General features: G+C 39.5%; 23 protein-coding genes. 13 read left to right on the top strand and 10 right to left on the bottom strand.

Annotation, left to right across the window (positions count from 1 at the left end; translation table 11 throughout):
* Positions 1-97 precede the first annotated feature (97 nt).
* The 4 genes from acnA (at position 98) to WA352_RS05480 (ending at position 6,190) form a co-directional block, all read left to right on the top strand.
* On the top strand, positions 98-2,854 hold the full coding sequence (acnA, locus tag WA352_RS05465) for an aconitate hydratase AcnA (RefSeq protein WP_033133802.1): 2,757 nt from the start codon (positions 98-100) through the stop codon (positions 2,852-2,854).
* Between the two features lie 110 nt (positions 2,855-2,964).
* Positions 2,965-4,152 carry an MFS transporter gene (locus WA352_RS05470; RefSeq protein WP_033133803.1) on the top strand — a complete coding sequence of 396 codons (1,188 nt, stop codon included), beginning with the start codon at positions 2,965-2,967 and terminating at the stop codon, positions 4,150-4,152.
* A gap of 61 nt (positions 4,153-4,213) precedes the next feature.
* Positions 4,214-4,984, top strand: a complete 771-nt coding sequence (locus WA352_RS05475; protein ID WP_033133804.1) for a tRNA threonylcarbamoyladenosine dehydratase — start codon at positions 4,214-4,216, stop codon at positions 4,982-4,984.
* A gap of 99 nt (positions 4,985-5,083) precedes the next feature.
* Complete coding sequence (locus WA352_RS05480) at positions 5,084-6,190, top strand: DUF695 domain-containing protein (protein ID WP_005312136.1); 1,107 nt, start codon at positions 5,084-5,086, stop codon at positions 6,188-6,190.
* Between the two features lie 166 nt (positions 6,191-6,356).
* Here WA352_RS05480 and WA352_RS05485 read toward each other — a convergent pair whose 3' ends face one another.
* Positions 6,357-6,836 carry a CHAP domain-containing protein gene (locus WA352_RS05485; RefSeq protein WP_005184842.1) on the bottom strand — a complete coding sequence of 160 codons (480 nt, stop codon included), beginning with the start codon at positions 6,834-6,836 and terminating at the stop codon, positions 6,357-6,359.
* Positions 6,837-7,506: 670 nt separating this feature from the next.
* Here WA352_RS05485 and WA352_RS05490 point away from each other — a divergent pair.
* Complete coding sequence (locus WA352_RS05490) at positions 7,507-7,986, top strand: copper resistance protein NlpE N-terminal domain-containing protein (RefSeq protein ID WP_033133805.1); 480 nt, start codon at positions 7,507-7,509, stop codon at positions 7,984-7,986.
* A gap of 268 nt (positions 7,987-8,254) precedes the next feature.
* Here the strand turns inward: WA352_RS05490 and dusA are convergent, their stop codons facing one another.
* Positions 8,255-9,271 (bottom strand): tRNA dihydrouridine(20/20a) synthase DusA, encoded by a 1,017-nt coding sequence (dusA, locus tag WA352_RS05495; protein ID WP_336141481.1) that lies wholly within the window; start codon positions 9,269-9,271, stop codon positions 8,255-8,257.
* Between the two features lie 133 nt (positions 9,272-9,404).
* Between dusA and WA352_RS05500 the strand changes: the two genes are divergently transcribed.
* Complete coding sequence (locus WA352_RS05500) at positions 9,405-10,553, top strand: tyrosine-type recombinase/integrase (protein WP_075316188.1); 1,149 nt, start codon at positions 9,405-9,407, stop codon at positions 10,551-10,553.
* On the opposite strand, the gene WA352_RS05505 is transcribed toward WA352_RS05500, so the two are convergent.
* The 5 genes from WA352_RS05505 to WA352_RS05525 form a co-directional block, all read right to left on the bottom strand.
* Positions 10,537-10,809, bottom strand: coding sequence for a pyocin activator PrtN family protein (locus tag WA352_RS05505; RefSeq protein WP_075316187.1), 273 nt, complete (start codon positions 10,807-10,809; stop codon positions 10,537-10,539). The genes WA352_RS05500 and WA352_RS05505 overlap by 17 nt on opposite strands.
* Positions 10,810-10,825: 16 nt before the next feature.
* Entirely contained in the window at positions 10,826-11,785 is a 960-nt protein-coding gene (locus WA352_RS05510) for a hypothetical protein (protein ID WP_075316186.1), read from the bottom strand.
* Between the two features lies 1 nt (position 11,786).
* Positions 11,787-12,506, bottom strand: coding sequence for an inovirus-type Gp2 protein (locus WA352_RS05515; protein WP_151769074.1), 720 nt, complete (start codon positions 12,504-12,506; stop codon positions 11,787-11,789).
* Between the two features lie 268 nt (positions 12,507-12,774).
* Positions 12,775-13,098: a hypothetical protein gene (locus WA352_RS05520; protein ID WP_075316184.1), complete on the bottom strand. Its 324-nt coding sequence runs from the start codon at positions 13,096-13,098 to the stop codon at positions 12,775-12,777.
* 427 nt (positions 13,099-13,525) lie between these two features.
* Complete coding sequence (locus WA352_RS05525; protein ID WP_075316181.1) at positions 13,526-14,767, bottom strand: hypothetical protein; 1,242 nt, start codon at positions 14,765-14,767, stop codon at positions 13,526-13,528.
* Positions 14,768-15,584: 817 nt separating this feature from the next.
* Here WA352_RS05525 and WA352_RS05530 point away from each other — a divergent pair.
* From WA352_RS05530 to WA352_RS05555, 6 genes are all read left to right on the top strand, one after another.
* The gene (locus WA352_RS05530; RefSeq protein WP_075316180.1) at positions 15,585-16,751 is read left to right on the top strand and encodes a hypothetical protein; all 1,167 of its coding nucleotides are present in this window, start codon (positions 15,585-15,587) and stop codon (positions 16,749-16,751) included.
* Positions 16,752-16,916: 165 nt separating this feature from the next.
* Complete coding sequence (locus tag WA352_RS05535; RefSeq protein WP_005147529.1) at positions 16,917-17,294, top strand: hypothetical protein; 378 nt, start codon at positions 16,917-16,919, stop codon at positions 17,292-17,294.
* Between the two features lie 101 nt (positions 17,295-17,395).
* Positions 17,396-17,695 carry a hypothetical protein gene (locus tag WA352_RS05540; RefSeq protein WP_119055355.1) on the top strand — a complete coding sequence of 100 codons (300 nt, stop codon included), beginning with the start codon at positions 17,396-17,398 and terminating at the stop codon, positions 17,693-17,695.
* Positions 17,696-17,749: 54 nt separating this feature from the next.
* A complete protein-coding gene (locus tag WA352_RS05545; protein WP_336141486.1) occupies positions 17,750-18,811 on the top strand; it encodes a DUF932 domain-containing protein in 1,062 nt (353 codons plus the stop codon).
* 175 nt (positions 18,812-18,986) lie between these two features.
* Entirely contained in the window at positions 18,987-20,114 is a 1,128-nt protein-coding gene (locus WA352_RS05550) for a YqaJ viral recombinase family nuclease (RefSeq protein ID WP_075316177.1), read from the top strand.
* A gap of 143 nt (positions 20,115-20,257) precedes the next feature.
* Entirely contained in the window at positions 20,258-21,154 is an 897-nt protein-coding gene (locus tag WA352_RS05555) for a recombination directionality factor (RefSeq protein WP_075316176.1), read from the top strand.
* 105 nt (positions 21,155-21,259) lie between these two features.
* Here the strand turns inward: WA352_RS05555 and WA352_RS05560 are convergent, their stop codons facing one another.
* From WA352_RS05560 to WA352_RS05570, 3 genes are all read right to left on the bottom strand, one after another.
* Entirely contained in the window at positions 21,260-21,532 is a 273-nt protein-coding gene (locus WA352_RS05560; protein ID WP_075316175.1) for a hypothetical protein, read from the bottom strand.
* Between the two features lie 14 nt (positions 21,533-21,546).
* Positions 21,547-22,428 (bottom strand): copper resistance D family protein, encoded by an 882-nt coding sequence (locus WA352_RS05565; RefSeq protein WP_075316174.1) that lies wholly within the window; start codon positions 22,426-22,428, stop codon positions 21,547-21,549.
* A gap of 67 nt (positions 22,429-22,495) precedes the next feature.
* On the bottom strand, positions 22,496-22,876 hold the full coding sequence (locus tag WA352_RS05570; RefSeq protein ID WP_004823034.1) for a copper resistance CopC family protein: 381 nt from the start codon (positions 22,874-22,876) through the stop codon (positions 22,496-22,498).
* 280 nt (positions 22,877-23,156) lie between these two features.
* Here WA352_RS05570 and WA352_RS05575 point away from each other — a divergent pair, with 280 nt between their 5' ends.
* Positions 23,157-25,517: a heavy metal translocating P-type ATPase gene (locus tag WA352_RS05575; protein ID WP_151765960.1), complete on the top strand. Its 2,361-nt coding sequence runs from the start codon at positions 23,157-23,159 to the stop codon at positions 25,515-25,517.
* Positions 25,518-25,581: the final 64 nt, after the last annotated feature.

The raw sequence follows: 25,581 nt of genomic DNA on the forward strand, positions 1-25,581 counted from the left end.
AAGATACTAAAAGGGAACACATACTTTTCTAAACAGGGGTACATTAAAAGAACAATTTGATAATAAACAAATCAGCCAATACTGGGAGGGTAACCTTATGGCCAGATATAGCAAAATCAATAGTTTCAATGCATTACAAACACTCACCGTCGGTTCGACATCTTATCAAATCTATAGTTTAGCGCGAGCAGCTGAAACACTTGGCAATATTGATAAATTGCCAAAGTCTTTAAAGGTTTTGCTAGAAAATTTACTCCGTTTCGAAGATCAAAAAAGTGTAAAAGTGGAGCATATTCAGGCCTTGGTTGATTGGCAGAAAACCAAAAGTTCTGATCAGGAAATTCAATATCGCCCTGCACGGGTGTTAATGCAGGATTTCACTGGTGTTCCAGCAGTGGTCGATCTGGCTGCGATGCGTGCCGCAATGTCTCAAGCAGGCGGTGATCCTAACCTGATCAATCCTTTGTCACCCGTTGATCTGGTCATTGACCATTCGGTGATGGTTGATCATTTTGCTGATGAAAATGCCTTTGCCGAGAACGTTGAAATTGAAATGCAACGCAATGGTGAGCGTTATCAATTCCTACGTTGGGGACAATCTGCATTTAATAATTTTAGTGTGGTGCCACCCGGTACAGGGATTTGCCACCAAGTCAATTTAGAATACTTAGCGCAAGCGGTCTGGTTAGGTGATGATGAAGGTCAGGTTTTTGCTTTTCCAGATACCTTAGTTGGAACAGATTCACATACCACCATGATCAATGGCCTTGGTGTACTTGGTTGGGGTGTGGGCGGGATTGAAGCCGAAGCAGCGATGCTTGGGCAACCTGTATCCATGTTGATTCCAGAAGTGATCGGATTCAAACTCACAGGCAAATTGAATGAAGGCATTACTGCGACCGATTTGGTTCTGACCATTACCCAAATGCTGCGTCAAAAAGGCGTGGTGGGTAAATTCGTTGAGTTTTATGGTGATGGTTTGGCTGATTTACCATTGGCTGACCGTGCGACCATTGCCAATATGGCACCTGAATATGGAGCAACCTGTGGTTTCTTCCCGATTGATGATGTGACATTGGGATATTTAGCCTTAACTGGCCGCAAACAAGAACGTATAGATTTAGTCGAAGCCTATAGTAAACAACAAGGATTGTGGCGTCATGCAGGCGATGAACCTGTATTTACCGATACCTTGAGTCTGGATATGAGTACCGTACAAGCCAGTCTGGCTGGGCCAAAACGTCCACAAGATCGGGTTTTGTTGGGTGATGTTCCGAAAACATTTAATGCATTGATGGAGCTGAATTTAAAACCTGCGAAAGAAGCCAAAGAACGTTTAGAGAATGAAGGCGGCGGAGGTACTGCTGTTGAAGCCAAGAAAGCGAATTTAGCGCATGAAGAACCTGCTTGTACCATTGATGGAAAATCGTATCCATTGAAGGATGGTGATGTGGTGATTTCAGCAATCACCTCATGTACCAACACCTCCAATCCAAGTGTGATGTTAGCTGCGGGGCTATTGGCTAAAAAAGCAATTGAAAAAGGTCTGCAACGCAAACCATGGGTGAAAAGCTCGCTGGCTCCGGGCTCTAAAGTGGTCACTGATTATTTAGCGGCTGCAGGTGTAACACCATACTTGGATGAGTTGGGTTATAACTTGGTTGGTTATGGTTGTACCACCTGTATCGGTAACTCTGGGCCTTTACCTGAACCGATTGAAGAAGCAATTCAGTGCCATGATTTAAATGTTGCTTCGGTGCTTTCAGGTAACCGTAACTTTGAGGGACGTGTTCATCCATTGGTAAAAACCAACTGGTTGGCGTCTCCACCTTTGGTCGTGGCTTATGGTTTAGCGGGGAATATCCGTACTGATTTAACCACCCAACCAATTGGACAAGGCAAAGATGGACAAGATGTTTATTTGAAAGACATTTGGCCAAGTCAGTTTGAAATTGATCAAGTACTGCAAAAAGTGAATACCGACATGTTCCATAAAGAATATGCAGCAGTATTTGATGGTGATGCAACTTGGCAGGCGATTCAGATTCCACAAAGCCAAACTTATGCGTGGCAAGATAATTCGACTTATATTCGCCATCCACCATTTTTTGAGGAAATTAACCAGCCTCCGAAAGCCATTAGCAATATTGAACAGGCACGCATCTTGGCGGTATTGGGCGACTCAGTCACCACTGATCATATCTCTCCTGCAGGGAATATCAAGAAAGACAGCCCTGCAGGACGTTATTTACAGCAGCAGGGAGTTGAACCGAAAGATTTCAACTCTTATGGTTCTCGACGTGGTAATCATGAAGTGATGATGCGTGGGACTTTTGCCAATATCCGAATCAAGAATGAAATGCTGGGTGGTGAAGAAGGTGGTAATACCATTTTTATTCCAACGGGTGAAAAGCAGGCCATCTATGATGCATCCATGCTGTACCAGCAACAGAAAACACCGTTGGTGATTATTGCAGGTAAGGAGTATGGAACGGGTTCGTCACGAGACTGGGCTGCAAAAGGGACCAATCTCTTAGGCGTTAAAGCGGTTATTGCTGAAAGTTTTGAACGGATTCACCGCTCTAATTTGGTCGGTATGGGCGTATTGCCATTACAGTTTGTGGATGGGCAAACACGTCAATCCTTGAACCTCACTGGCCGTGAAGTACTGTCGATTCATGGATTATCTGATGATATCCAACCACATCAAACTTTGGATATTCAGGTACAACGAGAAGATGGCAGTCAAGACCAATTCAAAGTGTTATGTCGTATTGATACCTTGAATGAGGTGGAATATTTTAAAGCAGGTGGTATCTTGCATTATGTATTACGAAATCTGATTGCTGCATAACGAAACACACTCTTAAATCAAAGATGAAAGCTGGTCTTTCATCTTTTTTTGTTTGAATTTCAAGCATTCAGCGTTAAGGTAGTCAAGCCCGATTAAATTGGATAAAGGCTTTGAATCAGTTACCTCGCTATGTTTATTATCTCTTGGTTGCACAGGCCTTTAACTTAATTGCTGCGGTGTTGTCTGTTACCGTGGCTGCAATTGTGGGGTTAAAGTTAGCGCCAACTCAGGCTTTGGCTACAGTTCCGTATGGTTTGCAGTTTTTAGCGATGTTACTGACCACTTTTATTTTTTCTTTTCTAATGAAAAAGCTTGGGCGGCATTTGGTTTTCCAGTTTGGTTGCATCTGTCTTTTCTCTGCTGGTGTTCTCGGTTATTTGGCTCTACAGCAGCAACAGTTTTATTTATTATGCCTGAGCCATTTTTCACTAGGTTTATTTATCTCAACTGCGAATTTTTATCGCTTTGCTGCTTCTGATCGTTTGGCCACTGATTTAATTCCAAAAGCCACCGCGATGGTGATTTCGGGTGGGGTGATCGCAGCAATTATTGCACCGATGTTGGCAATTCAGTTTCAACAGGTAGCAGGCTTACCCGATTTCACTGCGATCTATTTCATCTTTAGTGTCTTGGCCTTATTGCTCTCTCCGACTTTGTATCTATGGAACAAAAAATTCCAACGCCAGCAAACACAGCAGGTGCTAATTGAACCAACCCAGCGTAGCAAACTGCCAAGCACGTTGATTATCGCTGCGGTGATCAGCGGTGCATTTGCCTACTATATTATGAATGTCATGATGATTATGTCCTCTTTGCATCTCAAGGAACATCACTCATTTCATTATGCTTCGATCTCGATTCAGTTACATGTATTGGCGATGTTTATCCCATCTTTCTTTGTGTCAAAGCTGATACAACGCTGGGGAACGCATACCACGATTTATGTTGGTTTTGCTTTGTTGATGTTATCGTCTTTAATTCCAATGTTTGGACAGGTCGGCATCTATATTAATGCTGCCTTGATCGTGCTGGGCGTGGGCTGGAATTTTGCTTATTCAGGTGCATCAACCTTGTTAGCGGGTCTTAACGAGCAGCAAAAACATCGTGTCCAAGGCATCAATGAAACTGGAATTGCTTTGTTTGCGACCTTAGGGGCATTTTTACCTGCACCGATTTTGAGTAGCCTCGGATGGATCAATGCAAACCTGTTGGCTTTGTGCATGAGCCTGATCGTTTTTATCTTGTTGGTGATTTTAATTCGTCGAGATCAACCATCAAGTAAAGTTTCACTGGGCTAACCTAAAACCAGTTAAACACGGTAAAATAGTGCTTTGACTGCAAAGATAGACCACGACTGTGATGACCGATGTTCCTGTAAATGATGAATATGAGCGCCGTTTTGCGGGTGTCGCCAAAATTTATGGAGAAACTGCCTTTTCGCATTATGAACACAGTCATGTCATGGTGATTGGAATTGGTGGCGTCGGCAGTTGGGCTGTTGAGGCACTGGCGCGGACAGGGATTGGTGAACTGACCTTAGTCGATATGGATGTGGTGGCCGCATCGAATATTAACCGTCAATTGCCAGCGATGAGTTCAACATTGGGGCAAGAAAAAATCGAAGTGATGGCGGAGCGTTGTCGTCAAATTAATCCACGTATGAAAGTAAACGTGATTGATGATTATCTGACGCCTGAAAATGTCAAAGAGATTCTAAATCCAGTGCCAAGCATTGTTCTGGATTGCATTGATGACGTCAAAGCTAAACTTGCCTTGATGCTACATTGTCGTTTTAACAAAATCCCATTGATTGTTTCGGGTGGTGCAGGTGGCAAACTCGATCCACTGAAGATTCGTGTCGCAGATTTATCCAAGACCGAACAAGACCCAATGTTAGCGAAGCTGCGTACTCAACTGCGTTCCATGGGAATTTGTAAAAAACCAAAAGAGAAATTCGGCATTACTTGCGTGTATTCGATCGATAATCCATTTTCAAGCGCAGATGTTTGCCCAAGTGCGGGTCTACGCTGTGGCGGATATGGTTCGGCGGTGGTGGTGACTTCAAGCTTTGCCATGGTCGCAGTGGCTGAAGTCTTGAAAAAGCTGGATCGTATGCAGATTAGCAAATAGTTGTTGAGGGTGATCAGCCCTTATTTAACAGGCATTTAACAACCACGGCAATTGAGCTAAATTGATTAGTGATAGATAAAAAAGTAGAGAATAATCAACATGAGTGTAAAAAATACTTTAGTCAATACAGAACAGCTTATATCAAACAATCAAAATAGTTATGCAGAGTTTTGGCAATGGTTTCAGAAGCATCAGCATGAGTTTTATCAAATATTAAATGCAAAGAATCAAGACGCAATCCAAGAAGGTTTTTTTGATAAATTATGGACTGAATTAGTGAATGTTCATGATGGAATTTTTTTCCTAGCAGGAATGGCCGATGAACACACAGCTGAACTGATATTGACACCAGATGGGGTGATTCGAAATATTATCTTTGTAGAAGAACTTATTGCCGCAGCACCTGAAATTACAGGGTGGAAATTTACAGCCCTTAAACCCGCTAGTGAAATCCATCAGACCTGTATTGGCATGCATGACTATGAATTTAGTCAAGACACCTTATCTTTTTATTTAAAAGACCACCCTGAATGTCCAGATGAAATAGATCTCTTTGTGGTTCATGATGAATATAATGAAGCGCAAAAAAGTGAATTTTTACAAGGAGTTTATATTTTCTTAGACAATTACTTAGGAGAATATGATTCGGTAACCAAACTCGATCAAGTTTCAGTACAATCCAGACAAGATGCTGAAAAAGAATTAATGCCGATTGCAAATTTAAAGAAAATTTTAACCTTAAAGAACAGTGAAATTTCTCGTTTTGATAAAGTGACTCGCTCAAATACAGATGAGGATGAATATATAAGTTTAGAAGGGGAGACCCATGAGGGTTTGCCACTTATTGCGACGTTGAATAGTACATTATTAGCGTGGGATAAAAAAGCATCGCATCCTTGGTTGATGATTATTGAAATACCTTATGATGGTGAAAATTTTAACGGTATGCCACCATCAAATGAATATGAGTTGCTTGAAAGTATTGAGCAGACATTAGTGGCTGAGTTAAAAGATGTAGAAGGGTATTTAAATATCGGTCGAGAAACTGGCAATAATTTAAGAACGATATACTTTGCTTGTAAAGATTTTAGAAAACCATCCAAGATAATTGACCAAATTATTCAAAATAATAGAGATAATTTTGAAATTGATGTTAGTTTTTTCAAAGATAAATATTGGCGTTGTCTGAATAAATTTGGGAGATAAAAAGCGTCATCAATTGAATGCTAAGGTAAATAGATCATTGCTATCTAACTGCTATTACTCAAATTCATGCAAATAGTATTTTTATGATGACTAGAGGAACTATGTCCATAGCGATTGAGCTACTTGGGTATATAAGTTTGGTGAGTTCATAATGACTCACCATAGGTTAAGCCTGCGGATACTGTGGTGCTAAGCGGTAATAGCTATACGTCACATTCGGATCTTTATAGACATCATAGCTAGTTTGCTTATAGTCAGACACCCATTGTGAACCGGTAAAGCCTGCAATGTGCCCATAGCGATGCTTTTTAGTGCGGTGGATAATGTAAATATCACCAGGTTGTGGGTTGTTAAATTCAGGATTAATTTTCTGATAACCAATTTGCTGTAAGGTGCGTCCCCAGTCTGATGCTGCAACAGGGTGCTGTACAATTTTAGCACCTGCTGACTGTAAAGCGATTCTGACAAATTTGGCACATTGCGATGAGCTACGATAAGACGCTCTTTTAGCCAACTTTTGAGAGAATTTACTGACATCAATGGCTGGCTCTGATGGAGCCTTCGGCATTTCTCGATAAGGAATAACCACCTGTTGCGAAGGTGGGTGAATCATACTGTGATCAACTGAAGGTACATCATAAATCATTGTGAATCTCTACCGCATTTTCAAAACAACTGAACGTGTGCCAGAATTTATTACGGCGCCCATAGTAAGCGATAAATCTTAAAAAAACTGAAATGTAACGTAATAATATAACATTTGAGCTGTTATACAGATCACTTAGCTAAATTGCTATTTAAGAATCTTTTTCATTATCAGTAAGTTGTTGGTTGATTAGTTTAGATAAAATGATTTGTAAGATTATATTTCATTTTTGATTAAAAAATAGACATATTGGCGTGGGTATTAGATCTGCTTTGATGCATAGTTTTTATATAAGTTTATGTTTAATATCATGATATTTAGTAAATTGTTTGAGGTGATCTGTCCTGCGAAATCTTCTGATTTTCATCAGCATAGTGCAATGAATTCAGCCATATATCAAAGATTTTGTTTTGAATAGCTGAGTGTTTAAAATATTCAGTTCAATATTGCGATGCTTGATGGTGAATACTTTAATATCAATCACCTTCTTCTGAATAAAAAACAGAGCCATTTCCTAAGACTGCTTTTTGCATAAAATCTAAAAATATTCCTTTGACTGACATCAGTATTGCAGTACTTGCCATGGCACCATTCCTGAACGTATAGTGATGCGCCGCGTTATGTTGAAGCTGCGCAGAATGTTAAATATTGAGTTTGAGGGAAATCGTATATGAAAAGGACATTACTGACTTCCTTTGTTTTTGCCAGTATCAGTTTGGGATGTTCACAGTCTAATGAGGCAAAAAATCAAAGCAATACGCAAGCACGAACGTCAGATATACACTCAAATAAGCAACATTTCGTCAATCATCCTGAGCTTAAGGCATGGGTCGGGCATTATTCTGGTGTCGTTCCATGTGCGACTTGCGTAACCAGTTGTGATGGCTGTTTGGGTACAGGAATTGATCTTAAAATCAACGCAGATCAAACCTTTGTCTTGGAACAAAGCAATAATAATGATAATAGCCCAGCTAAAATTTATGCAGGACAATTTAAGTTTCTGGATAATGATCAATTAAAGATTCAGCTACAAGGTGTTCCCACCCGAAATATGATTATGTTAGGTGATGAACTGACTGAAATCATTGATACAAAAACACAGCTGCCTTTTGATTCTTATGAAGAGTTCCAGTTAGCTAAAAAAGCTTAACTTTGGTTATATTCTTATTGAAAGTGCATCGGTCATGCTGAGCCGTGACACATTTTTAAAGATCGACAAATCCTGCCCTCAAGGGACATCAATTTTGGTTGCTTCTGGAAGATGTAATTGCGAAATTACGCTTGAGCATAACCATGAGTTTAAGTGGTTAAGCTCAAGTGATTGGTGAGACTTTTAGCTTATCGCAAGCTTAGTGGTAGTGGAACATAGCGGATTGCGCCATGTTCCGAAGCCGAAAAGTGATGTTTAGTAGATTAGATTAGTTCTGATGCTCTTTTAAATAATCTTCAGTGCGTTGCATCGCAGCCTGAATATTTTGAATGGCCTGTTCAATATCAGCGATGGTTTTGGCATTACCGCCACTCAGCGCTTGACGCCATTTACGTGCGCCTGGCAAGTTTTGAAATAAGCCCAGAATATGACGCGTGATAATTGAAAGCGGTGCACCCTCAGCAACACGCTGATGAATATAAGGCATCATTTGCTGCATGATCTCAAAACGATCAGGTGCTTCCAGATTCCAGAGTTGGCCCATCTCTGCCAATAAATACGGATTGTGATAAGCCTCACGACCAATCATCACCCCATCAACATGCTGTAAATGTTGCTGTGTTTCTTCAAAGGTTTTAATCCCGCCGTTAATCTCAATGGTAAGGTGCGGACGTTCTTGTTTAAGACGATAGACATCTTCATAGCGCAAGGGTGGAACTTCACGGTTCTCTTTTGGAGATAAACCCTGCAAGATAGCAATACGCGCATGTACGATAAAATGGGTACAGCCTGTTGCTGCTACCGTATCGACAAAATGTAGCATTTCTTCATAGGAGTGCATGTCATCAATCCCGATACGATGTTTTACCGTCACCGGAATTGAAACAGCTTTTTGCATACTGTGAATACATTCAGCCACCAGATTGGGTTCAGCCATGAGACATGCACCAATCTTATTATTCTGCACACGGTCACTTGGGCAACCTACATTTAAATTGACTTCGTTATAACCCCAGTCTTCAGCCATTTTGGTACAGGTGGCTAAATCTTGTGGATTTGAGCCGCCGAGTTGTAACACAATTGGATGTTCTTGTTGGTTGAAGTCTAAATGACGGTTTGCTCCACCATAGATAATCGCACCCGTGGTCACCATCTCTGTATAGAGAACCACATTTGGATTAAATAAGCGTGCAAAAAAACGGTAATCCTTTGTTGTCCAATCCATCATCGGTGCTACGCTGATTCTTGGATTACTAATGGCTTCAAGGCTTTTGTTAATAGTCATTTAAAATCATACCTTTAAATATAGTATTTGAATCTGCGTAAACGCATGGTAACACCTGTGAACGTAGGTTTTCCTGTTTGCATTTACACCAAATTTTACACCATAATGGGAAAAATAGTTCATGGTGTAAATGATGGGGTCTGTTACAGCTAGAAAAGGGGCAGATGGTAGTGTGAGTTACCGTGCCGCTATCCGTATTAATCGAAAGGGATATCCTGTCTATTCTGAAAGCAAAACGTTCCATTCAAAGAAAATGGCGGAAAACTGGCTTAAGAAAAGAGAAGTTGAGATTCAAGAAAATCCAGACATTTTGTTAGGTAAAGAACAGCTTATAGACCTAACCTTGGCAGATGCCATTGATAAATATTTGGAAGAAGTCGGGAGCGAGTACGGAAGGACGAAACGCTATTCTCTACTCTTAATTAAGAAATTTCCGATAGCGCGCAATATTATCACAAAAATAAAATCAGTACATTTGGCTGATCATGTTGCATTAAGAAAAGCTGGGATTCCTCACTTGGATTTAGACCCAATTGCAACAAGTACACAGCAACATGAACTGCTTCATATTCGTGGTGTCTTAGCTCATGCCGCTGTGATGTGGGACATGGATATTGATTTAAATAGTTTTGATAAAGCCACCGCGCAGCTAAGAAAAACACGTCAAATCTCTTCTAGTAAGAAGAGGGATAGGTTGCCAACCAATGCGGAATTAAAAGCTTTAACAGAGTATTTTGTCGAGCGCTGGAAAATTAATAGGTATGGGACGAAGTACCCGATGCATTTAGTTATCTGGTTTGCCATCTTTTCTTGTAGACGTGAAGCAGAATTAACCCGTTTAAGTTTAGATGATTATGATCAGCATCATTCATCTTGGAAAGTTCATGATTTGAAAAATCCTAATGGCTCAAAAGGAAACCACAAGACATTCGATGTCTTAGAACCCTGCAAAACGATGATTGACCGTTTAATGGATCATGAGGTTCGTAGCAGAATGCTTAAATTAGGTCACAATGAAAATTTACTCTTACCTCTGAATGCCAAGAGTCTGGGTAAAGAGTTTAGAGAGGCTTGCAAAATGCTAGAGATTGAAGATCTGCGCTTTCATGATTTAAGACATGAAGGATGTACTAGACTTGCAGAACAAAGCTTTACGATTCCTGAAATTCAAAAAGTAAGTTTGCATGATTCTTGGAGTAGCCTCCAACGATATGTTTCGGTAAAGGCTAGAAGAAATGTAATGCAGTTGGAGGAGGTGCTACGCCTCATTGACGAAACGTAGCAAAATCTTTTGAAGTTTCTAAATACTGCTTATCTAAAATATCAGCTAAGTCATTAACGTGTACCAAAAATGGTGCACGTTTACTTTTATCTATTTTGAACACAGGGAAAGGAAACTCACAGTTATTTGCCTTTCTTAGTGCCTCAGCCTTACTCAAATGCGGATAATAGTCTTTGACTATAGTCATCAAGTCGATTGTCATAGAGCGATATTTCATAAACAGGTAATCAACTGTATTTAGCTGAAATGCTCCCATTTAAACCACCTTTCATCTATAGAGTTTTGACTTTCGTATGCAAAACACTAAATGTCGGCTCTACACTCCCAATCCTGTATAGAGCATCAGTTCCTGTAAGGTAGATTCTGAATTGCCTTATCTGCTCTTTGAATGACTGAGTTTTTTTGTGAAAAAGGTTACTCTGCATATAGCCATTCAACAGCGATGGGTCATAGAAGATTTGGTAACCGTGAGTTTGTTCAACAGATAGTTTTATTTTTTCAAAAAAACTTAAGTCTGTCAGGTGTGCAGGACTGTCCAAGAAATCACGTTTGAACAGAATGATGAATCGTAATTTCATCTGTCTATTGGGTAATGGTTCTTTTTTCAAAAGAACCGCCAGTAATTGCTCACTATCCAGATTATTGATGAAGCCAGTTTTTACATCCTCAATAAATTGATCTAATTGAGAACAATGCAGGTGAGATGAATCCATTACGGATATGAACTCATAGAATGCGAACCCATTTGATTCTTTCTGGACTGCTTTTAGGGCATCGCTAAGCTCTTGATCACTCAACTTATGAGCATCATCCCAACCTTCTTTTAACTCTTTAAAATGATGAGTTAGCAGAATATCTTGAAATTCACGAATGAAATTAGAGCCTCTTATAGGATCAGTTTTCCAAGAATGCTGTTGATCAATTAACCCATGTCGCTTTGCTAATCCAATTCCGAGATTTAGTTGGGGGTGTAGCATTACTTTCATGACACCATTCACCCATGGTAAATGATGTACCCATTGTATTGACTTTATTAGTTTATCTACATTTTCAGGTAAAGTTTGAGGGGGCAAACGGTACGCTGGGAACACAGGTTGACTGGGCAAACGAACTTTCGATAATTCGTTAATAACTTGTCCGATCTCAACTGGGCTTGGGTGTGGTTGAGTGATTCTAGCAATTTTGCTCATATACGCTGAATGTAGCAGCGGAGCATCATTTTTCTTAAACATATTATTTACCTCCGCTTTTTTTATTTACGGAAGACTTGTCGTCTTGTGATTGTGATGTTTTGCGTGGTCGGCCAGCGTTGCTAATTTTTTTTGGCTTCTGGCTTTTTTGCATTGATCTATATTCAGATGAATCCAGTGTTCTGAATATAAATGCTTGATCTGCTTTACACAGGTATTGAATACATTCGTCTAAAACTATACGTTTTTCACTGTCGAGGTGGTTAATCATACCGATACCTAATCTTTTATATTTGTGTTTTGCCATATGGCAGTTGTAGGTGCAGCCATTACCGTGCGTGAGCGTTTTCCAGTACTCTGTAATCTCATGTGCGTAGTAGCCATCTTTTTGGCATTCATTGCCCGAAAGTATCAGTATGGCGTGAGCATGAAACCCTTTCTTGATACCGTGTTCAAATTTGAATATGTAAGCCTTGATCTTACTCAAAATTAAATTGTGTCTACGGTTGTTCAAAAACTGTTTCAGTAACTCTTTTAGCAACACAAGTTTGTCTAGAGAGTGAAACTCATGTTTAAGGTCATCAATGTGATACTTGGCTTTTATGATCTCATCTGGAATCTTGAATCCAAAATCAATGCGTAATACCAAGAGCTTTGACCATCGTTCAAAGCAGGCATCTATCAGTTTTCGACATCCCTTTAATTGAGTAGCACTCTTTTGGGTACGTTTTTGAATAGCGAGTTTGACTTTCTCACTCTTCATGCGCTCACGTATCAGTTGAAAGAAACGATTCAATAAGTCAGTTCTCGTTTGAAGATACATCAGACTTTGCGGATGATTTTCAAATAGTCCGAGCAACTTAAGATCGCTGTCTAACAGGTCTAATGCCTCATAGAAGCATGAGATTTCTTCACCTACCTGAAAGTCTTCAAGTTCCTTTCTGCTAATTCCTGTAAGTTCATCAAATACAGGGATGAAAGAGCGAAACCAGTCAGGGTAGGAAAAGATCCCATTAAACGCATCAACTGACTCAACGGTCGCTGCTAATCTGTTTTGCTTTACAGCACTCCCAGACCAGAGATGTGATGTTCAGCATTACCTTAATACGAAACTCACGATATAAAACCGTGGCATCGAGTGCGGATGATGGTGACAACTCATAGGTCGAGTCCGTGATGAGTGAGAAAATGACAGCCTCATCAAGTTGTCGATACTTTTGTGGCCTGGGATGATTATCACTACGGAACTTTTCAACATACTCTTGAGTCGTAATTGGGCCTACGTGTAATTGATTGGACTTCGTTTTGCCACCTTTAGTAAAACGGATTGGTGCTATTTTTCTCTTACTGCTCATGAACACACCTTTTCCTGTTTCCAGACAATGGATGTATTAGACCCTCTAAGATGAAGAGTGATGCCTCGTATCATATTGAGTGTTGTAGAAATAGTACTGAACAAGGATGTTGGTACTAATCTTGATTTTGTATAAACTATTGTAAATAATAGTATTATCCTAAATTTTTCTAGATGTGATTGGGCTAAAAACCTCCCTTGTGGAAGGTGTTTTTGCTGTGAATTGGGATTGATTCGGATGTACATAATTACCAACTTTTAATCAATATGAATTGAAGAAATTTTTGTGTCACCCAAACTGCTAATCGCACCTGACAGGTGCATTAGCTTGGGCTTGCTCTAAATATAAATTTTTCATTTCAATTTAAAGCTGGCGATCAGGTAGAGGTGCTTTTTATTAAGTTATTTATTTTTAATGATTTTTAATTCTATATTTTTATTTTATTATTTTTTTTAATGAGTTTGACGAGGTATGGTACGAAATTTTCCATTTTTAAGTTTGTAGTCCGATTGTGCTCTTGCTCTAGATTCCTAATAATTTTATCAAATTTCTCATAATTAGCTTGCCATAGTTCATTAGCAGCTTGAGTCGTATTCTTAATCTCATCTTTGAATTGATATGATTCAATTAGTTCCATGACTCGATTATCTAAAGTTTCATAAAAATTCTTAATTTTTTTAGTACCTTGCTGACTAAAATCTGCACTATCGAGTCTTCTTAAAAGTTTTGTGTTATTTAATAAGCTATGCTTCGTACAGATTGGTGCGGTCTTACTGATCTTTCTAGCTTTGGCTTTGTACTTGTCAAGTAAACCAAAATCGATTGCCTTATTAATTGTTATGTCTAAAGCTTCATATGACGTTTTATATAATTCTTCACTGATTGTTGGAAGTTCTTCTATGTAGGAGCGAAGTGTTTTATGACTGTTATCAGTACACAATTGCTCTATATCGGGTATCAAATACTCTAATGTGGATATAGGTTGGTCAATAAGTTCATTTATTTCTAGCTTTTCAACTTCAGATATTAGTTCCTCATATTGCGTGTGTAATTGATAGTTTTCTGTTGCAACGATTAACCCATGAAGAATATATAAATAATTTTTTGAATTCTCATAATCATTAGTGAGTCTGGTTTCTATCAGTTTTATAGCCTCTTCAATTGTCAGTTTAAATCTGATATTTGGTCCTAAAAAGAATTTTATTACAGCACCATAGATAAGAATAAGAGCGCTCAACAATTGAAGAGTCTTATCTTTGAAATGGAAGAATCCCCCATATTGAAGAATATGGGCATCAGCAAGGTTGCAGTGAAAAATATCTTTAAGTATGTATTCTGGTAAAATTTGCCCATGAGTTAAATAGAATTTTGTTGGATAATCAAACTCATGTAGTTCAACCTCAAATCCTATTTTTATTTTTCTTATATCTTTTGGGAGAACCCCTTTTTTTAAGTGCCTTTTTAGTTGAATAAGCTTATTTAGCTTGCCTTCAGTAAGAAATGCTTGTGAAGAAGCTATTTTACTTAAGGTATAAATAATAGCATTGCTAGCGGTATTAAAGTGTTTCCGAAGCTGTTTTTTATTGGGTACAGGAAGAGCCTCAAGAACAGAAAGATCAATCAGATTTGGTAATTGTTTATCATTTTTTTTTGTTCCTGAATTTGACATGATTTTTCCTTAAAAGCTTGTACAAGTTATCTTTAATTATTAAATTTTATAATATTTTTCTGCTTTATGAAACTTGAATATAGAGATGGTTTTTGGTGTGGAAAAATAGCAGAAGATATGTGGTCTACAATAAAAATTTATGCAGAATTGAGCAGTATTTGGCGTTGAAAATCTAACCCATAACCTGAGTGGTAATTTCTGTATACGAATTCAACATCAATCCGTTCGCTCAACTTTGTCTGCTTGACGACAGGCAGAGTGGGGGCTATCCTTTTGATGCTGGCCTACATTGCCAGTCGGTTTTAGCAGACCGTTTTACCCAAAGCACACGAAAAAGTTTTTCTTTTTTGTGGGCGACCTTGCGTGTCCCCTCTGCGGCGGAACGGGAGGGGACATCCTCGGATGTGCTGATCTTTTTGGGTATCAGTCTGCTAACCCCTTTTCGTTTCGCCACCATTATTTAGCAGTGATGTGGTGAAACTTCTTTATACCCAAAGGAGTCGCCCATGCGTCTACAAATTCTTAATTTCCTGTTCTTCTCTATCCCCCAGTGCTGTGTGTGGCTTTGTCTTCACTAGACCAATAACAGCATACATAAAACAATAATTTTATCTGGGGTAAACAAATGAAGGATGTCCATCCTCTGTTTGTCTGTGTGCTCGGATCATTTTTACTGATCGGCCGTGGAAAGTTCATTTCCTTATGAATATTCACGCCTGAATAAAACACAGTACTCCAATAAAGAATCAAACAAGGATTGGCGCGATAGCCTTACAGATGGCGAGCGTTCATTCAAAATAAAAGAGAATGATTCACCATGACAACGAAACTAAAGTATCTACCTCTATGTATTTTGTTGGTTAGCTTGGCGGCATGTTCAAGTAAAGATAAGCACGAGAACAATCAAGCAGTAGAAAGTCAAACTCAAGAAGATACAGTGAGCCTTGATGCAATCAATGAAAAATCAGACATTATTGTTGCCAAAGACAAATTGAGCGCAGACCAAAGTTGGCAGCAAGCAGAATCCCAAGTGCTTTTTCCTGATCCTAAAATCTTTTATCCCAAGCAAAGGGAATCACTGGATTTCTCAGAAACTCCGAATGTGGTCAACGATTTTTCATTTCTGAAAGACTACGAACGAGTCAAAAGCTTACTTAATCTAAATCGAGATCAGATTTTTGTGATTGGAGATAAAGATCGAGATACAGAGGAAAATAATGTATTACTCGATTTGAGCACTGATGAATATTTTAAATATGCCAATAATCTAGCCATCAACTATGTACGCTATTTAAAGTCACCAAACATTCAGCCTAAGCAGGAATTTGAAAAAACGCAGGACTATGAAAATCGAGTCAAACAGGCTCAACAAGACGCTGAGAATAATGCAATTGATTATGACGTGGATCTTTTACAGAAAGCGCTGAACCGAAGTGTAGAAGATATTAGCCTTGCACTATCTAATCGTGCTTATCACTATGATCCTGATACAGAACAATTGTCTCTAGATTTAGAACAAGAAGATAAAAATGGCAGTTCAATCGTGGTCTCTAAAATCCTGCTTAAAGTCCAGCCTGAATTAGCCAAATTGATTGTTGAAAATCTCACATTACTCAAGATGGGCTATGTTTTTAACTTTCATGACAATAAATTGAATTTTGAAGGCGTATTTTTCTACTTCAATCAAATCAGCAAGGCCAATAGAAGTGGTGACCCCGTAGAAATGAGGGCGAACATTACTCCCGTATTTAAACCAATTGAATTTAAGCAAAAAAGTGTCATGCATGCAGTGCCAGCCAGTCCTGAAATCCCTGAAAAGTTAGAGGCTACACCGTTTAAGGATGTACTTAAGGCTCCACTTTGGAATTTCAAATTTGGATTAGAGAACTATCTCTCACCTGAAGATTTGATCAAGAAATATCAGAAACAACAGGAACAAGAACAAGCTGTATCTGAACCTGTGCAGGAAAGCAGTGCTTTATAAGGATGACAGTATGCTCAACTACAGATTGGCATGAGCATTCTCTCAAAATAAAGAAATTTCAAATACATATTACCTCTATGAAGCATGAGCACCAAGCCACTACACCTAGATGTGTGGCGCTGCTCAACATCAAATCAAGGTAAATCCAATAAAGGAAATATTGTTGTGAATATACTTAAAAAATTAATGCTGTCTGCTGTTATCACACTACCGTTAACCTTATCAGGCTGTGGTACATCAGGCTTCAATCCCGATCGCATGGAAGTCAATCTCAATACGGAATATAGCGAAGGAGGTTTATATAATCGAACCTATGTGATTTTAACCCTCCGTTCACTGGACTCTGAACCGATTACCTTAAATAAGGTTGATGTGAACAACGGACGCTGTAGTTATACAGGTCGATACAATGATCCGATCAAGCTACCTGCCTATTTCCAGATTGGGCAATCTTTACAGCTTTATTTGAGATGTTCCTACGATGCTGTGGTGAAGGTCGATATTGAGACTGATCAAGGCTCAGCAAGTTATAGCTTTAAATAACAAACCGAAAGCACACTTATGAACCATGCCCAAGAGGCATGGTTTTTTTATGCCTGAATCAAAAATTTTAAGCATTCATATCTACTTACAGGACTTTCGTGATGAGCACCGTACATTGTCCTTATTGCCATTCTGAACAGGTGATTCTCAAAGAATCCCAGCCGAATGGTCCGCAGTATTTTGAAAAGATCCTAGACGCATTTTCACCGCCTGCAATGGCAGCACTGGGTATCAAACTGGCAAAAGAAGCAGGTATTCCCCCTTATATCGGTGGGCTGATTGGAGTAGTGGTCGGTGGAACATTAGTTATGGTCAGCCAGCATTATTTCTATCGACATTATAAATCTGCTTTGCATTACCGCTGTCTGCAATGCGGACAAGATTTTGCTGTAGCTGCTTAAGCTTCATTCAATTTTATTTTTAAACAACTTCACTTTTATAGAGGAATTATTTCTATGGCACATTTAGTTGAAGGCATGGCATTTGTAGGACAAACCCCTTGGCATGGCTTGGGCAATCAACTCACTCCAAACCAACCGATTGAGGTCTGGGCGAAACAGGCAGGCATGGACTGGAGGATTGAATCCTCCGATGTCAGTTATATGGCTGAAAACCACAAACAACAAAAACTGATCTTGCCTTATCAAGAGCAAAGAGTCCTGTACCGTTCAGACACGCATGAACCTTTATCTGTTGTGAGTCAACGCTTTCAAGAAGTACAACCCATGGAAATCCTACACTTCTACAAAGACTTGACTGAACAATCGGGCTTTGAGCTGGAAACTGCTGGGGTGCTTAAAGGTGGCAAGAAATTCTGGGCATTGGCTAAGACAGGACAAACATCTGCCTTAAAAGGAAAGGATGTGAGTAATGGCTATATTCTATTAGCTACAGCTTGTGATGGCACACTTGCCACCACGGCTCAATTCACTTCTATTCGAGTGGTGTGTAACAACACTTTGGCGATTGCTCTACGTGGTCAACAGGGCAATTCAGGTGTGGTTAAAGTGCCGCATAGCACCAAGTTCGATGCCGAAAAAGTCAAACAGCAACTGGGTATTTCAGTTCGTGCATGGGATGAACACATGTATGAAATGAAGCAACTGAGTCAGCGTAAGGTGACTCAACAGGAAGCGGCAGCCTACTTCGATGCGGTATTTAACAACACTAACTTGAGTGCGGTGGAACAGGATGAAAGCATTATTCAGTTCTACCGCAATGCTGCTATGCCAAATCAAGGCATACCAGTAACAACCTCAAACAAAGCAGACAATAAAACTGAACCGAATGGACGTGCCATGTCGAAAGTCATGACCATGTTTAACGGACATGGGCGTGGGGCCGAACTCAGTTCAGCCAAAGACACAGCTTATGGTTTACTGTGCGCCATTACTGAATTCATAGACCATGAACGTCGAGCGATGAGTATGGATCATCGGCTCGATTCCGCTTGGTTTGGGGCAGGGGCAGCAATCAAGCAACGAGGTTTGGAACAGGCCCTCCGAATGGTGGCTTAGATTAGACATTCTAAAACTTCGAATCTATTAAGTTTGATTTAAGTCACCTCTATTAGCCTAAGCATAACGTAACACCGTACAAGCACAGCAACACCTTTAGCCGCACCCTCAGATGCGGCTTTTTTTATGCCCAAAATTCAGCTTTTACGATTTCACTCATACAGGAATAATTGCAATGAATAGCAATACTCAAATTCAGAACACGATAAATCATCCACCCTTACAACCTTATGTACCCAACTTAAATCAGTCTACTCAACAGATTGAGGTGGGAACTCGTCACAAACGTGACCGACCAAACAAACAGCCACGAAAGACCAAAGCACTTACAGCAAAGCGTCTTGCCAATACCAAGCAGATGAACTACCAGCAATGGCAGGAGGTCAGAAAACAGGGTATTGGCAGTAGTGATGCAGCAACCGCATGTGGACTGAATCCCTATATGTCGATGCTGGAACTGTGGATGATTAAGACAGGTCGGATGCAACAAAATATTGAGGATGAAAGTGCAGGCTATGCACCGTTGTACTGGGGAAAAAAGCTAGAACCGTTGGTGGCGGAATATTACAACATGCACACTAACAACAAGGTACGTCGGGTCAATGCAGTACTGCAACATCCTGATGAAGACAAACACTTCATGCTTGCCAATCTGGACTATGCCGTGGTGGGTAATGGCGAAGTTCAAATATTAGAGTGTAAAACTGTTGGAGAATATGGCTCAAAACTATGGCGAGATGGCGTACCACTGTATGTCCTCTGCCAAGTCCAACATCAACTTGCAGTGACAGGCAAACAGGCAGCGCATATTTGTGCACTAATCTGTGGGCATGAAACCAAAATCTATAAGGTGACGCGTAATGAAACTGTGATTCAGCACATCATCAATGCCGAACGACACTTCTGGCAATGTGTCGAAACTGGCATTCCACCAAGTGTTGATGCTTCCGATTCCGCTGCCAAAGCTCTACAGCAACTCTATCCAGAACAGATCCCCTTAACAGTGGAAGACCTGACCCAAAATGAACAAGCCAACTATCTATTTAACCAATTGCTTGAGGAGAGACATAAGGTTGAACAACACCAACAGTATTTTGATGAGCTAAAACATCAGTTGCAAATGATGATGAAAGATGCAGAACGAGCAGTATTTACAGGTGGTTCAGTCACTTGGAAGAAATCACAAGACTCAATCAGTCTAGACAGTAAATCGCTTCTTAAACAGCATCCTGAATATCTCCAGCAGTTTCCACAAACCAAAGCTGGAACAAGACGCTTTCAGATTTATCCCAATGGTGGATAAGGCTGATACCCTAAATAACCCATTTCAATTTAACCACACTCAAATCCGATCCCATGCCCCAAACAGGTATGGGATTTTTTATGCCCAAAATTTATCTACCCAGATTGAAACACCATTTCAACATCTATATAGAGGACATCACCATGATTAAAGGTTTAGCAATTACACCACCTGTACTCGGTCGTATCAGCATTGGTAAGATTGTCGAAAAGAATGGAAAACGTACCCCAGAAAAGGATGACCAGTTTACTATTACCAGTCAAATTCAAGGAAAGGATGGGTGGATCAAGCATCCCTTGGATGAACAGCTCCGTGCCAAGGCACAAAACCAAAAACTAAGAACCATACCTGTACGGATGATCTTTAACGATCCTGAACTCAACTTAAGGGCAGAGTACAGCCTGTTTGACCGCCAGACTGGACGCTTAATCTGTTCAGGCAATGGCGAAACCTGTCAGCGACCTGGACAAAACGGCATTGAACAACATCCATGTCTATCACCTGATCTGTGTCCACTGGCACAAGGAGGACTGTGTAAACCCTATGGCAGACTCTACGTCAACTTAGATGAATCAGATGAGTTTGGGTGTTTTATCTTTAGAACCACTGGCTTTAACAGTATTCGAACTTTGGCAGCACGACTACGTTATTACAGTGCTGCATCAGGTGACCTGCTTTCATGTCTGCCATTGCAACTGACCTTGAGAGGTAAGAGTACAACACAAAGCTATCGTACTCCGATCTACTATGTGGATCTAACTTTACGTGATGGTACAAACCTGAAAGATGCGATTAGTTCAGCCAAGCAGATAGATGAACAAAGCAAGGAAGCAGGGTTTTATCAAGAAGCGTTGGAGCATGTGGCACGGCAAGGTTACGGCAATGCACGATTTGAGGTGGGTGGTGAAGAAGGTTTGGATATTGTTGAGGAGTTTTATTCGGATGAAACGAATCCAGAGCAGTATCAGAAGTCCCATGATTTAGCGAATGTTCAGGATATTCAGAGAGGATTGCAGGGGAGTGTGCAGGCTTTGAATTAAATACTGTTGGAGGCTTTTAGCCTCCAACAGTATTATTGTTACATATTTTTTTATTCAGAAAACTAGAACCACTTATTGAATTAATAAATATTACCTAAGTGTCGTTTATTTGGAGGATGGCAGTGCGCTAGGCTCTTGTAACATTAATCCATTTATAACTTTTTGTTGTCTACTATCCTCATTACGCAGTTGTTTATCTTTGGAATGATGGTCATCTTTATTCCCATCAGCTTTGGTATCGCCATGGTTATGATCAGTAATATTACGTAACTCAGTATCATCTAAGGAGCGAATCGTTTTTGAAGTACTAGGTTCAGCCCAAGATATCGTATTAAAAAACATGAGAAATAATAAATTGTACTTCATCCATGAAGTCATAGCGTGATCCTTTTTTACTCAATACCGACTACAGTGGTGATATAACCAGTGGCTAAAAGAATTGATAGGCCTAATGACATTTCAAATATAATGGCATAGCCCAATTGTTTCGCAAATTTCGGGTCTTGTAAGCGAGGTGTGAAATACCATTTGTTAAAGGCTGCTAACAATAAAATACTTAGGACAAATAAAATTTTAATAATAAATCCATGCCCATAAGCTGTATTCATTAGAGTATTAAAATCTTTAAAGAGTAATAAAGCAATACTAAGACCACAAGCGATGAGTATTCCTACAATAAAAGCTGCTATTTGTCCAAATAGATGCATACGTTCTTTAAGTGGTAAGCCATTAATTTTTTTGCTTGTTTTCCATAATGGATAAAGCGATCCCATCCATAAGGACATTACAAGTACATGTATTGATAATAAAGCTTGAGCGAATAAGGGTAAATTCGTGACGTGTCCGAGTTGTGAAAAACTTAAAACGATTGGTATGAGCAGTATGGTAAAGATTGCTCCTTCAGTTTTGGAAATATCAATCGTCCCTTTGCTAAGTTTGACTATCATAAATAGGAGTAAAAGTGCAAAACTGATTGATCGAATGATATAGACATGTCCAGTAGGAGTATTGACTAGTATATTTATATAGTTGTTATCCCACATACCTGAAAGGCCAGTGTTGGCAAAACTTCCTATAAGAATGAAGAAGCCGAGAACACTTGAAAAAAGGCCTAAACCTGTACCAATAGTTATGTATTTTAGAATAGTCTCCTTGATTTCAACATAACGTCCAAGTAAGAAATAGCAGAAAGCACCGCCAATAACAAATGCAATCCCTAAATATAAAATGACTTTAACCAACCATGTTGCATATATCCAAGTCTCAGGAATCATATTTTTCTCCCTTTATTATAGCAACATGCCAGCAAGCTGCTGGCATGTTGACTATTTTCACTCATTGTTATTTTGCCGATTTAATAGTGAAATTATATTCACCATTCATGTTATGACCATCGGTACCCATTGTGGTCCAAACCACCGTATATTTTCCTTTTTTTAGTTTAGGAACCACTACGTCAAATGATTTTTTCATATCATGAGTTACTTGGTAGTTCAAAGGGATGTCCTTACGTTGGGCATCAAGTAACTTAACGTTCATTAGCATGACTTCTTCACCAAAATTGAGTGTTATGTTTTTTGGTTGACTTGCTACAGAAGCATTGATCGCAGGAATTGCACTTTCAAGTTTCACGTGTGCAAATGCACTTGAAGCAGCAACAATTAGTGTTGCACCTACGAGAGTGTTACGTAGAGCTGACATTTTATTTTGGAAAATTTTCATTACTTCATCCTCTTTAAACTAATCTTGGGCTCAGTAATGACCGAATGAAATGCATCAATTGGTTGCTTGGTCATCACCTTTCTCATGCTTATTATTAAAGGATGAGAGAAACATCACGATGACTTCAAAATTACATTTTTGTCATTTTAAAAATTAAAAAACCACAAATGATACACTGACTTTAAAGAAAACAATGACCACTAATAAACTAATAAGAGGGAGTCTATTTCCATCTTAATGAAATTATTAATTTAAAAAATTAAATATGAAGGAGGTTTTTATGGACCATCACCATCATGAAAACAAAGTACTCAATAACAGACTTACTGACCCTGTCTGTGGTATGGCCGTTACAGAAGCATCCAACTTTTCTGAAGAAGTTAAAAATAGAACTTTTTACTTTTGTAGTGAAAAATGCCACATAAAGTTTAAAAGTGATCCCCATTTTTATATTACTAAAGTTGAGAATTCAGTTACGTTAAAAGAACTACAAAAGAGGGATGGTGAGGATGCAGATGAAGTTAATCAACCTGTTAATGTCTTCACTATATACACTTGTCCAATGCATCCTGAAATTAGACAGAACCATGCGGGAAATTGTCCGATCTGTGGTATGTCGTTAGAGCCTTTACTTCCTGACTTAGATGACGCTGATGAAAACCCAGAACTCAAGAATTTTAAGCATAGATTTTGGTGGACCTTACCGCTAACCATTATTGTGGTTTTCTTAGCAATGTTTGGACATCAGTTGAATTGGTTTGAAATGAAGGTGCAAAGCTGGATTGAACTGGTACTGACTTTACCAATTGTTCTGTGGGCAGGAATGCCATTTTTTGTGAGATGTTGGCAGTCAGTTCTGAATCAGAGTCCAAATATGTGGACCTTGATTGGAATTGGTACAGGAGCTGCTTTTATATACAGCCTTGTTGGAACAATAGCACCTCAAGTATTTCCAGACTCATTTGTATCTATGGGGCGTGTTGCTGTGTATTTTGAGGCGACCGCAGCGATTATTTCTCTCACATTGTTAGGTCAAGTGCTAGAGTTAAAAGCACGTTCCCAAACTTCAGCGGCAATTAAATCCCTACTTGGGCTAGCACCTAAAACAGCAAGAAAAATCAGTGTTGATGGTATAGAAGAAGATATTCCGCTATCTCATGTACACGTAGGCGATTTATTACGGATACGCCCGGGTGAAAAGGTTCCTGTTGATGGAATCATTATAGAAGGTTCAAGCTCTGTAGATGAGTCTATGTTAACTGGTGAACCTGTGCCTATTACAAAACGTGTGGGTGATCAAGTCATTGGTGCAACAATGAACATGAATGGTTCATTGGTGATGCGATCAGAAAAAGTTGGATCATCAACCGTACTTTCTCAAATCGTGCAAATGGTTGCTCAGGCTCAACGTTCAAAAGCACCTATGCAGCGGATGGCGGATCATGTTGCAGGACGATTTGTTATGGGGGTTATAGGTATTGCTGTTCTAACTTTTTTGGGGTGGGGGCTATTCGGACCTGAACCTAGTTGGGTTTATGGATTAATCAATGCAGTAGCTGTTTTAATCATCGCATGCCCATGTGCTTTGGGATTAGCTACGCCAATGTCAATTATGGTAGCAACAGGGCGAGGTGCATCAAATGGAGTACTTTTTCGAGACGCTGCCGCAATAGAGAATCTACGTAAAATTGATACATTGATTATTGATAAAACAGGAACTTTGACAGAAGGACAACCATCATTCAATAAAGTAGTAGCCACTTCAGGATATGAAAAGAATGAAGTCCTCCGTTTAGCTGCGAGTTTAGATCAGGGCAGTGAGCATCCTTTAGCAAATGCAATTGTACGTGCCGCCCGTGAGCTAAATCTTACTTTAAGTAAACCTACTTCATTTGAATCAGGTTCAGGTATTGGTGTTAATGGAGAGATAAACGGACAAAAATTAGCTCTAGGTAATACGGCACTGATGAAGCAATTAGGGATATCTGTTAACACTCTTATTCCACAAGCAGAGGTATTAAGAGCTGAAGGTGCCAGTGTTATGTATTTGGCAGCCGATGGAAAACTGCTAGGTCTTCTGGCAGTTTCAGATCCAATCAAAGCAAGCACTCCAGAGGCCCTTTTATCGTTGGAAGACTCAGGTTTAAGAATCATCATGGCAACAGGTGATGGGCTAACAACAGCAAAATCAGTTGGGGCTAAGTTAGGAATTAGTGAGGTTTATGGTGAGGTTAAACCTGCTGATAAATTAGATTTGGTCACAAAATTGCAAAAAGAAGGGAGAATTGTTGCTATGGCTGGTGATGGAATTAATGATGCACCAGCCTTGGCTCAAGCTGATATTGGAATCGCAATGGGCACGGGTACTGATGTAGCAATGAATAGTGCCCAAGTTACATTAGTAAAAGGTGACTTACGTGGTATTGAAATTGCTCGTTCTTTATCAGAGGCAACTGTTAAAAATATGAAACAAAACTTGATGTTTGCTTTCCTCTATAATGGATTAGGTATCCCTTTGGCTGCTGGCGTACTGTATCCATTTACTGGTTGGTTACTCTCACCTATGATTGCTGCATTAGCAATGAGCCTAAGCTCAGCATCTGTAATTGGTAATGCCTTACGATTACGCCATCAAAAATAATCACGACTTACCACTCATTAGCGTAAGTTAATGAGTGGTAAGCATCATTAGAATGAGTGCTTAA

It is taken from the genome of Acinetobacter sp. 102, from assembly GCF_037028485.1.
GTDB lineage: Bacteria > Pseudomonadota > Gammaproteobacteria > Pseudomonadales > Moraxellaceae > Acinetobacter > Acinetobacter higginsii.

Bases quoted from the DNA above. Each gene is read 5' to 3' on its own strand.
- acnA (WP_033133802.1), top strand. From the start codon at position 98: ATGGCCAGATATAGCAAAATCAATAGTTTCAATGCATTACAAACACTC.
- WA352_RS05475 (WP_033133804.1), top strand. From the start codon at position 4,214: ATGACCGATGTTCCTGTAAATGATGAATATGAGCGCCGTTTTGCGGGT.
- WA352_RS05480 (WP_005312136.1), top strand. From the start codon at position 5,084: ATGAGTGTAAAAAATACTTTAGTCAATACAGAACAGCTTATATCAAAC.
- WA352_RS05485 (WP_005184842.1), bottom strand. From the start codon at position 6,836: ATGATTTATGATGTACCTTCAGTTGATCACAGTATGATTCACCCACCT.
- WA352_RS05490 (WP_033133805.1), top strand. From the start codon at position 7,507: ATGAAAAGGACATTACTGACTTCCTTTGTTTTTGCCAGTATCAGTTTG.
- dusA (WP_336141481.1), bottom strand. From the start codon at position 9,271: ATGACTATTAACAAAAGCCTTGAAGCCATTAGTAATCCAAGAATCAGC.
- WA352_RS05500 (WP_075316188.1), top strand. From the start codon at position 9,405: ATGGGGTCTGTTACAGCTAGAAAAGGGGCAGATGGTAGTGTGAGTTAC.
- WA352_RS05505 (WP_075316187.1), bottom strand. From the start codon at position 10,809: ATGGGAGCATTTCAGCTAAATACAGTTGATTACCTGTTTATGAAATAT.
- WA352_RS05510 (WP_075316186.1), bottom strand. From the start codon at position 11,785: ATGTTTAAGAAAAATGATGCTCCGCTGCTACATTCAGCGTATATGAGC.
- WA352_RS05515 (WP_151769074.1), bottom strand. From the start codon at position 12,506: ATGAAGAGTGAGAAAGTCAAACTCGCTATTCAAAAACGTACCCAAAAG.
- WA352_RS05520 (WP_075316184.1), bottom strand. From the start codon at position 13,098: ATGAGCAGTAAGAGAAAAATAGCACCAATCCGTTTTACTAAAGGTGGC.
- WA352_RS05525 (WP_075316181.1), bottom strand. From the start codon at position 14,767: ATGTCAAATTCAGGAACAAAAAAAAATGATAAACAATTACCAAATCTG.
- WA352_RS05530 (WP_075316180.1), top strand. From the start codon at position 15,585: ATGACAACGAAACTAAAGTATCTACCTCTATGTATTTTGTTGGTTAGC.
- WA352_RS05540 (WP_119055355.1), top strand. From the start codon at position 17,396: ATGAGCACCGTACATTGTCCTTATTGCCATTCTGAACAGGTGATTCTC.
- WA352_RS05545 (WP_336141486.1), top strand. From the start codon at position 17,750: ATGGCACATTTAGTTGAAGGCATGGCATTTGTAGGACAAACCCCTTGG.
- WA352_RS05550 (WP_075316177.1), top strand. From the start codon at position 18,987: ATGAATAGCAATACTCAAATTCAGAACACGATAAATCATCCACCCTTA.
- WA352_RS05555 (WP_075316176.1), top strand. From the start codon at position 20,258: ATGATTAAAGGTTTAGCAATTACACCACCTGTACTCGGTCGTATCAGC.
- WA352_RS05560 (WP_075316175.1), bottom strand. From the start codon at position 21,532: ATGACTTCATGGATGAAGTACAATTTATTATTTCTCATGTTTTTTAAT.
- WA352_RS05565 (WP_075316174.1), bottom strand. From the start codon at position 22,428: ATGATTCCTGAGACTTGGATATATGCAACATGGTTGGTTAAAGTCATT.
- WA352_RS05570 (WP_004823034.1), bottom strand. From the start codon at position 22,876: ATGAAAATTTTCCAAAATAAAATGTCAGCTCTACGTAACACTCTCGTA.
- WA352_RS05575 (WP_151765960.1), top strand. From the start codon at position 23,157: ATGGACCATCACCATCATGAAAACAAAGTACTCAATAACAGACTTACT.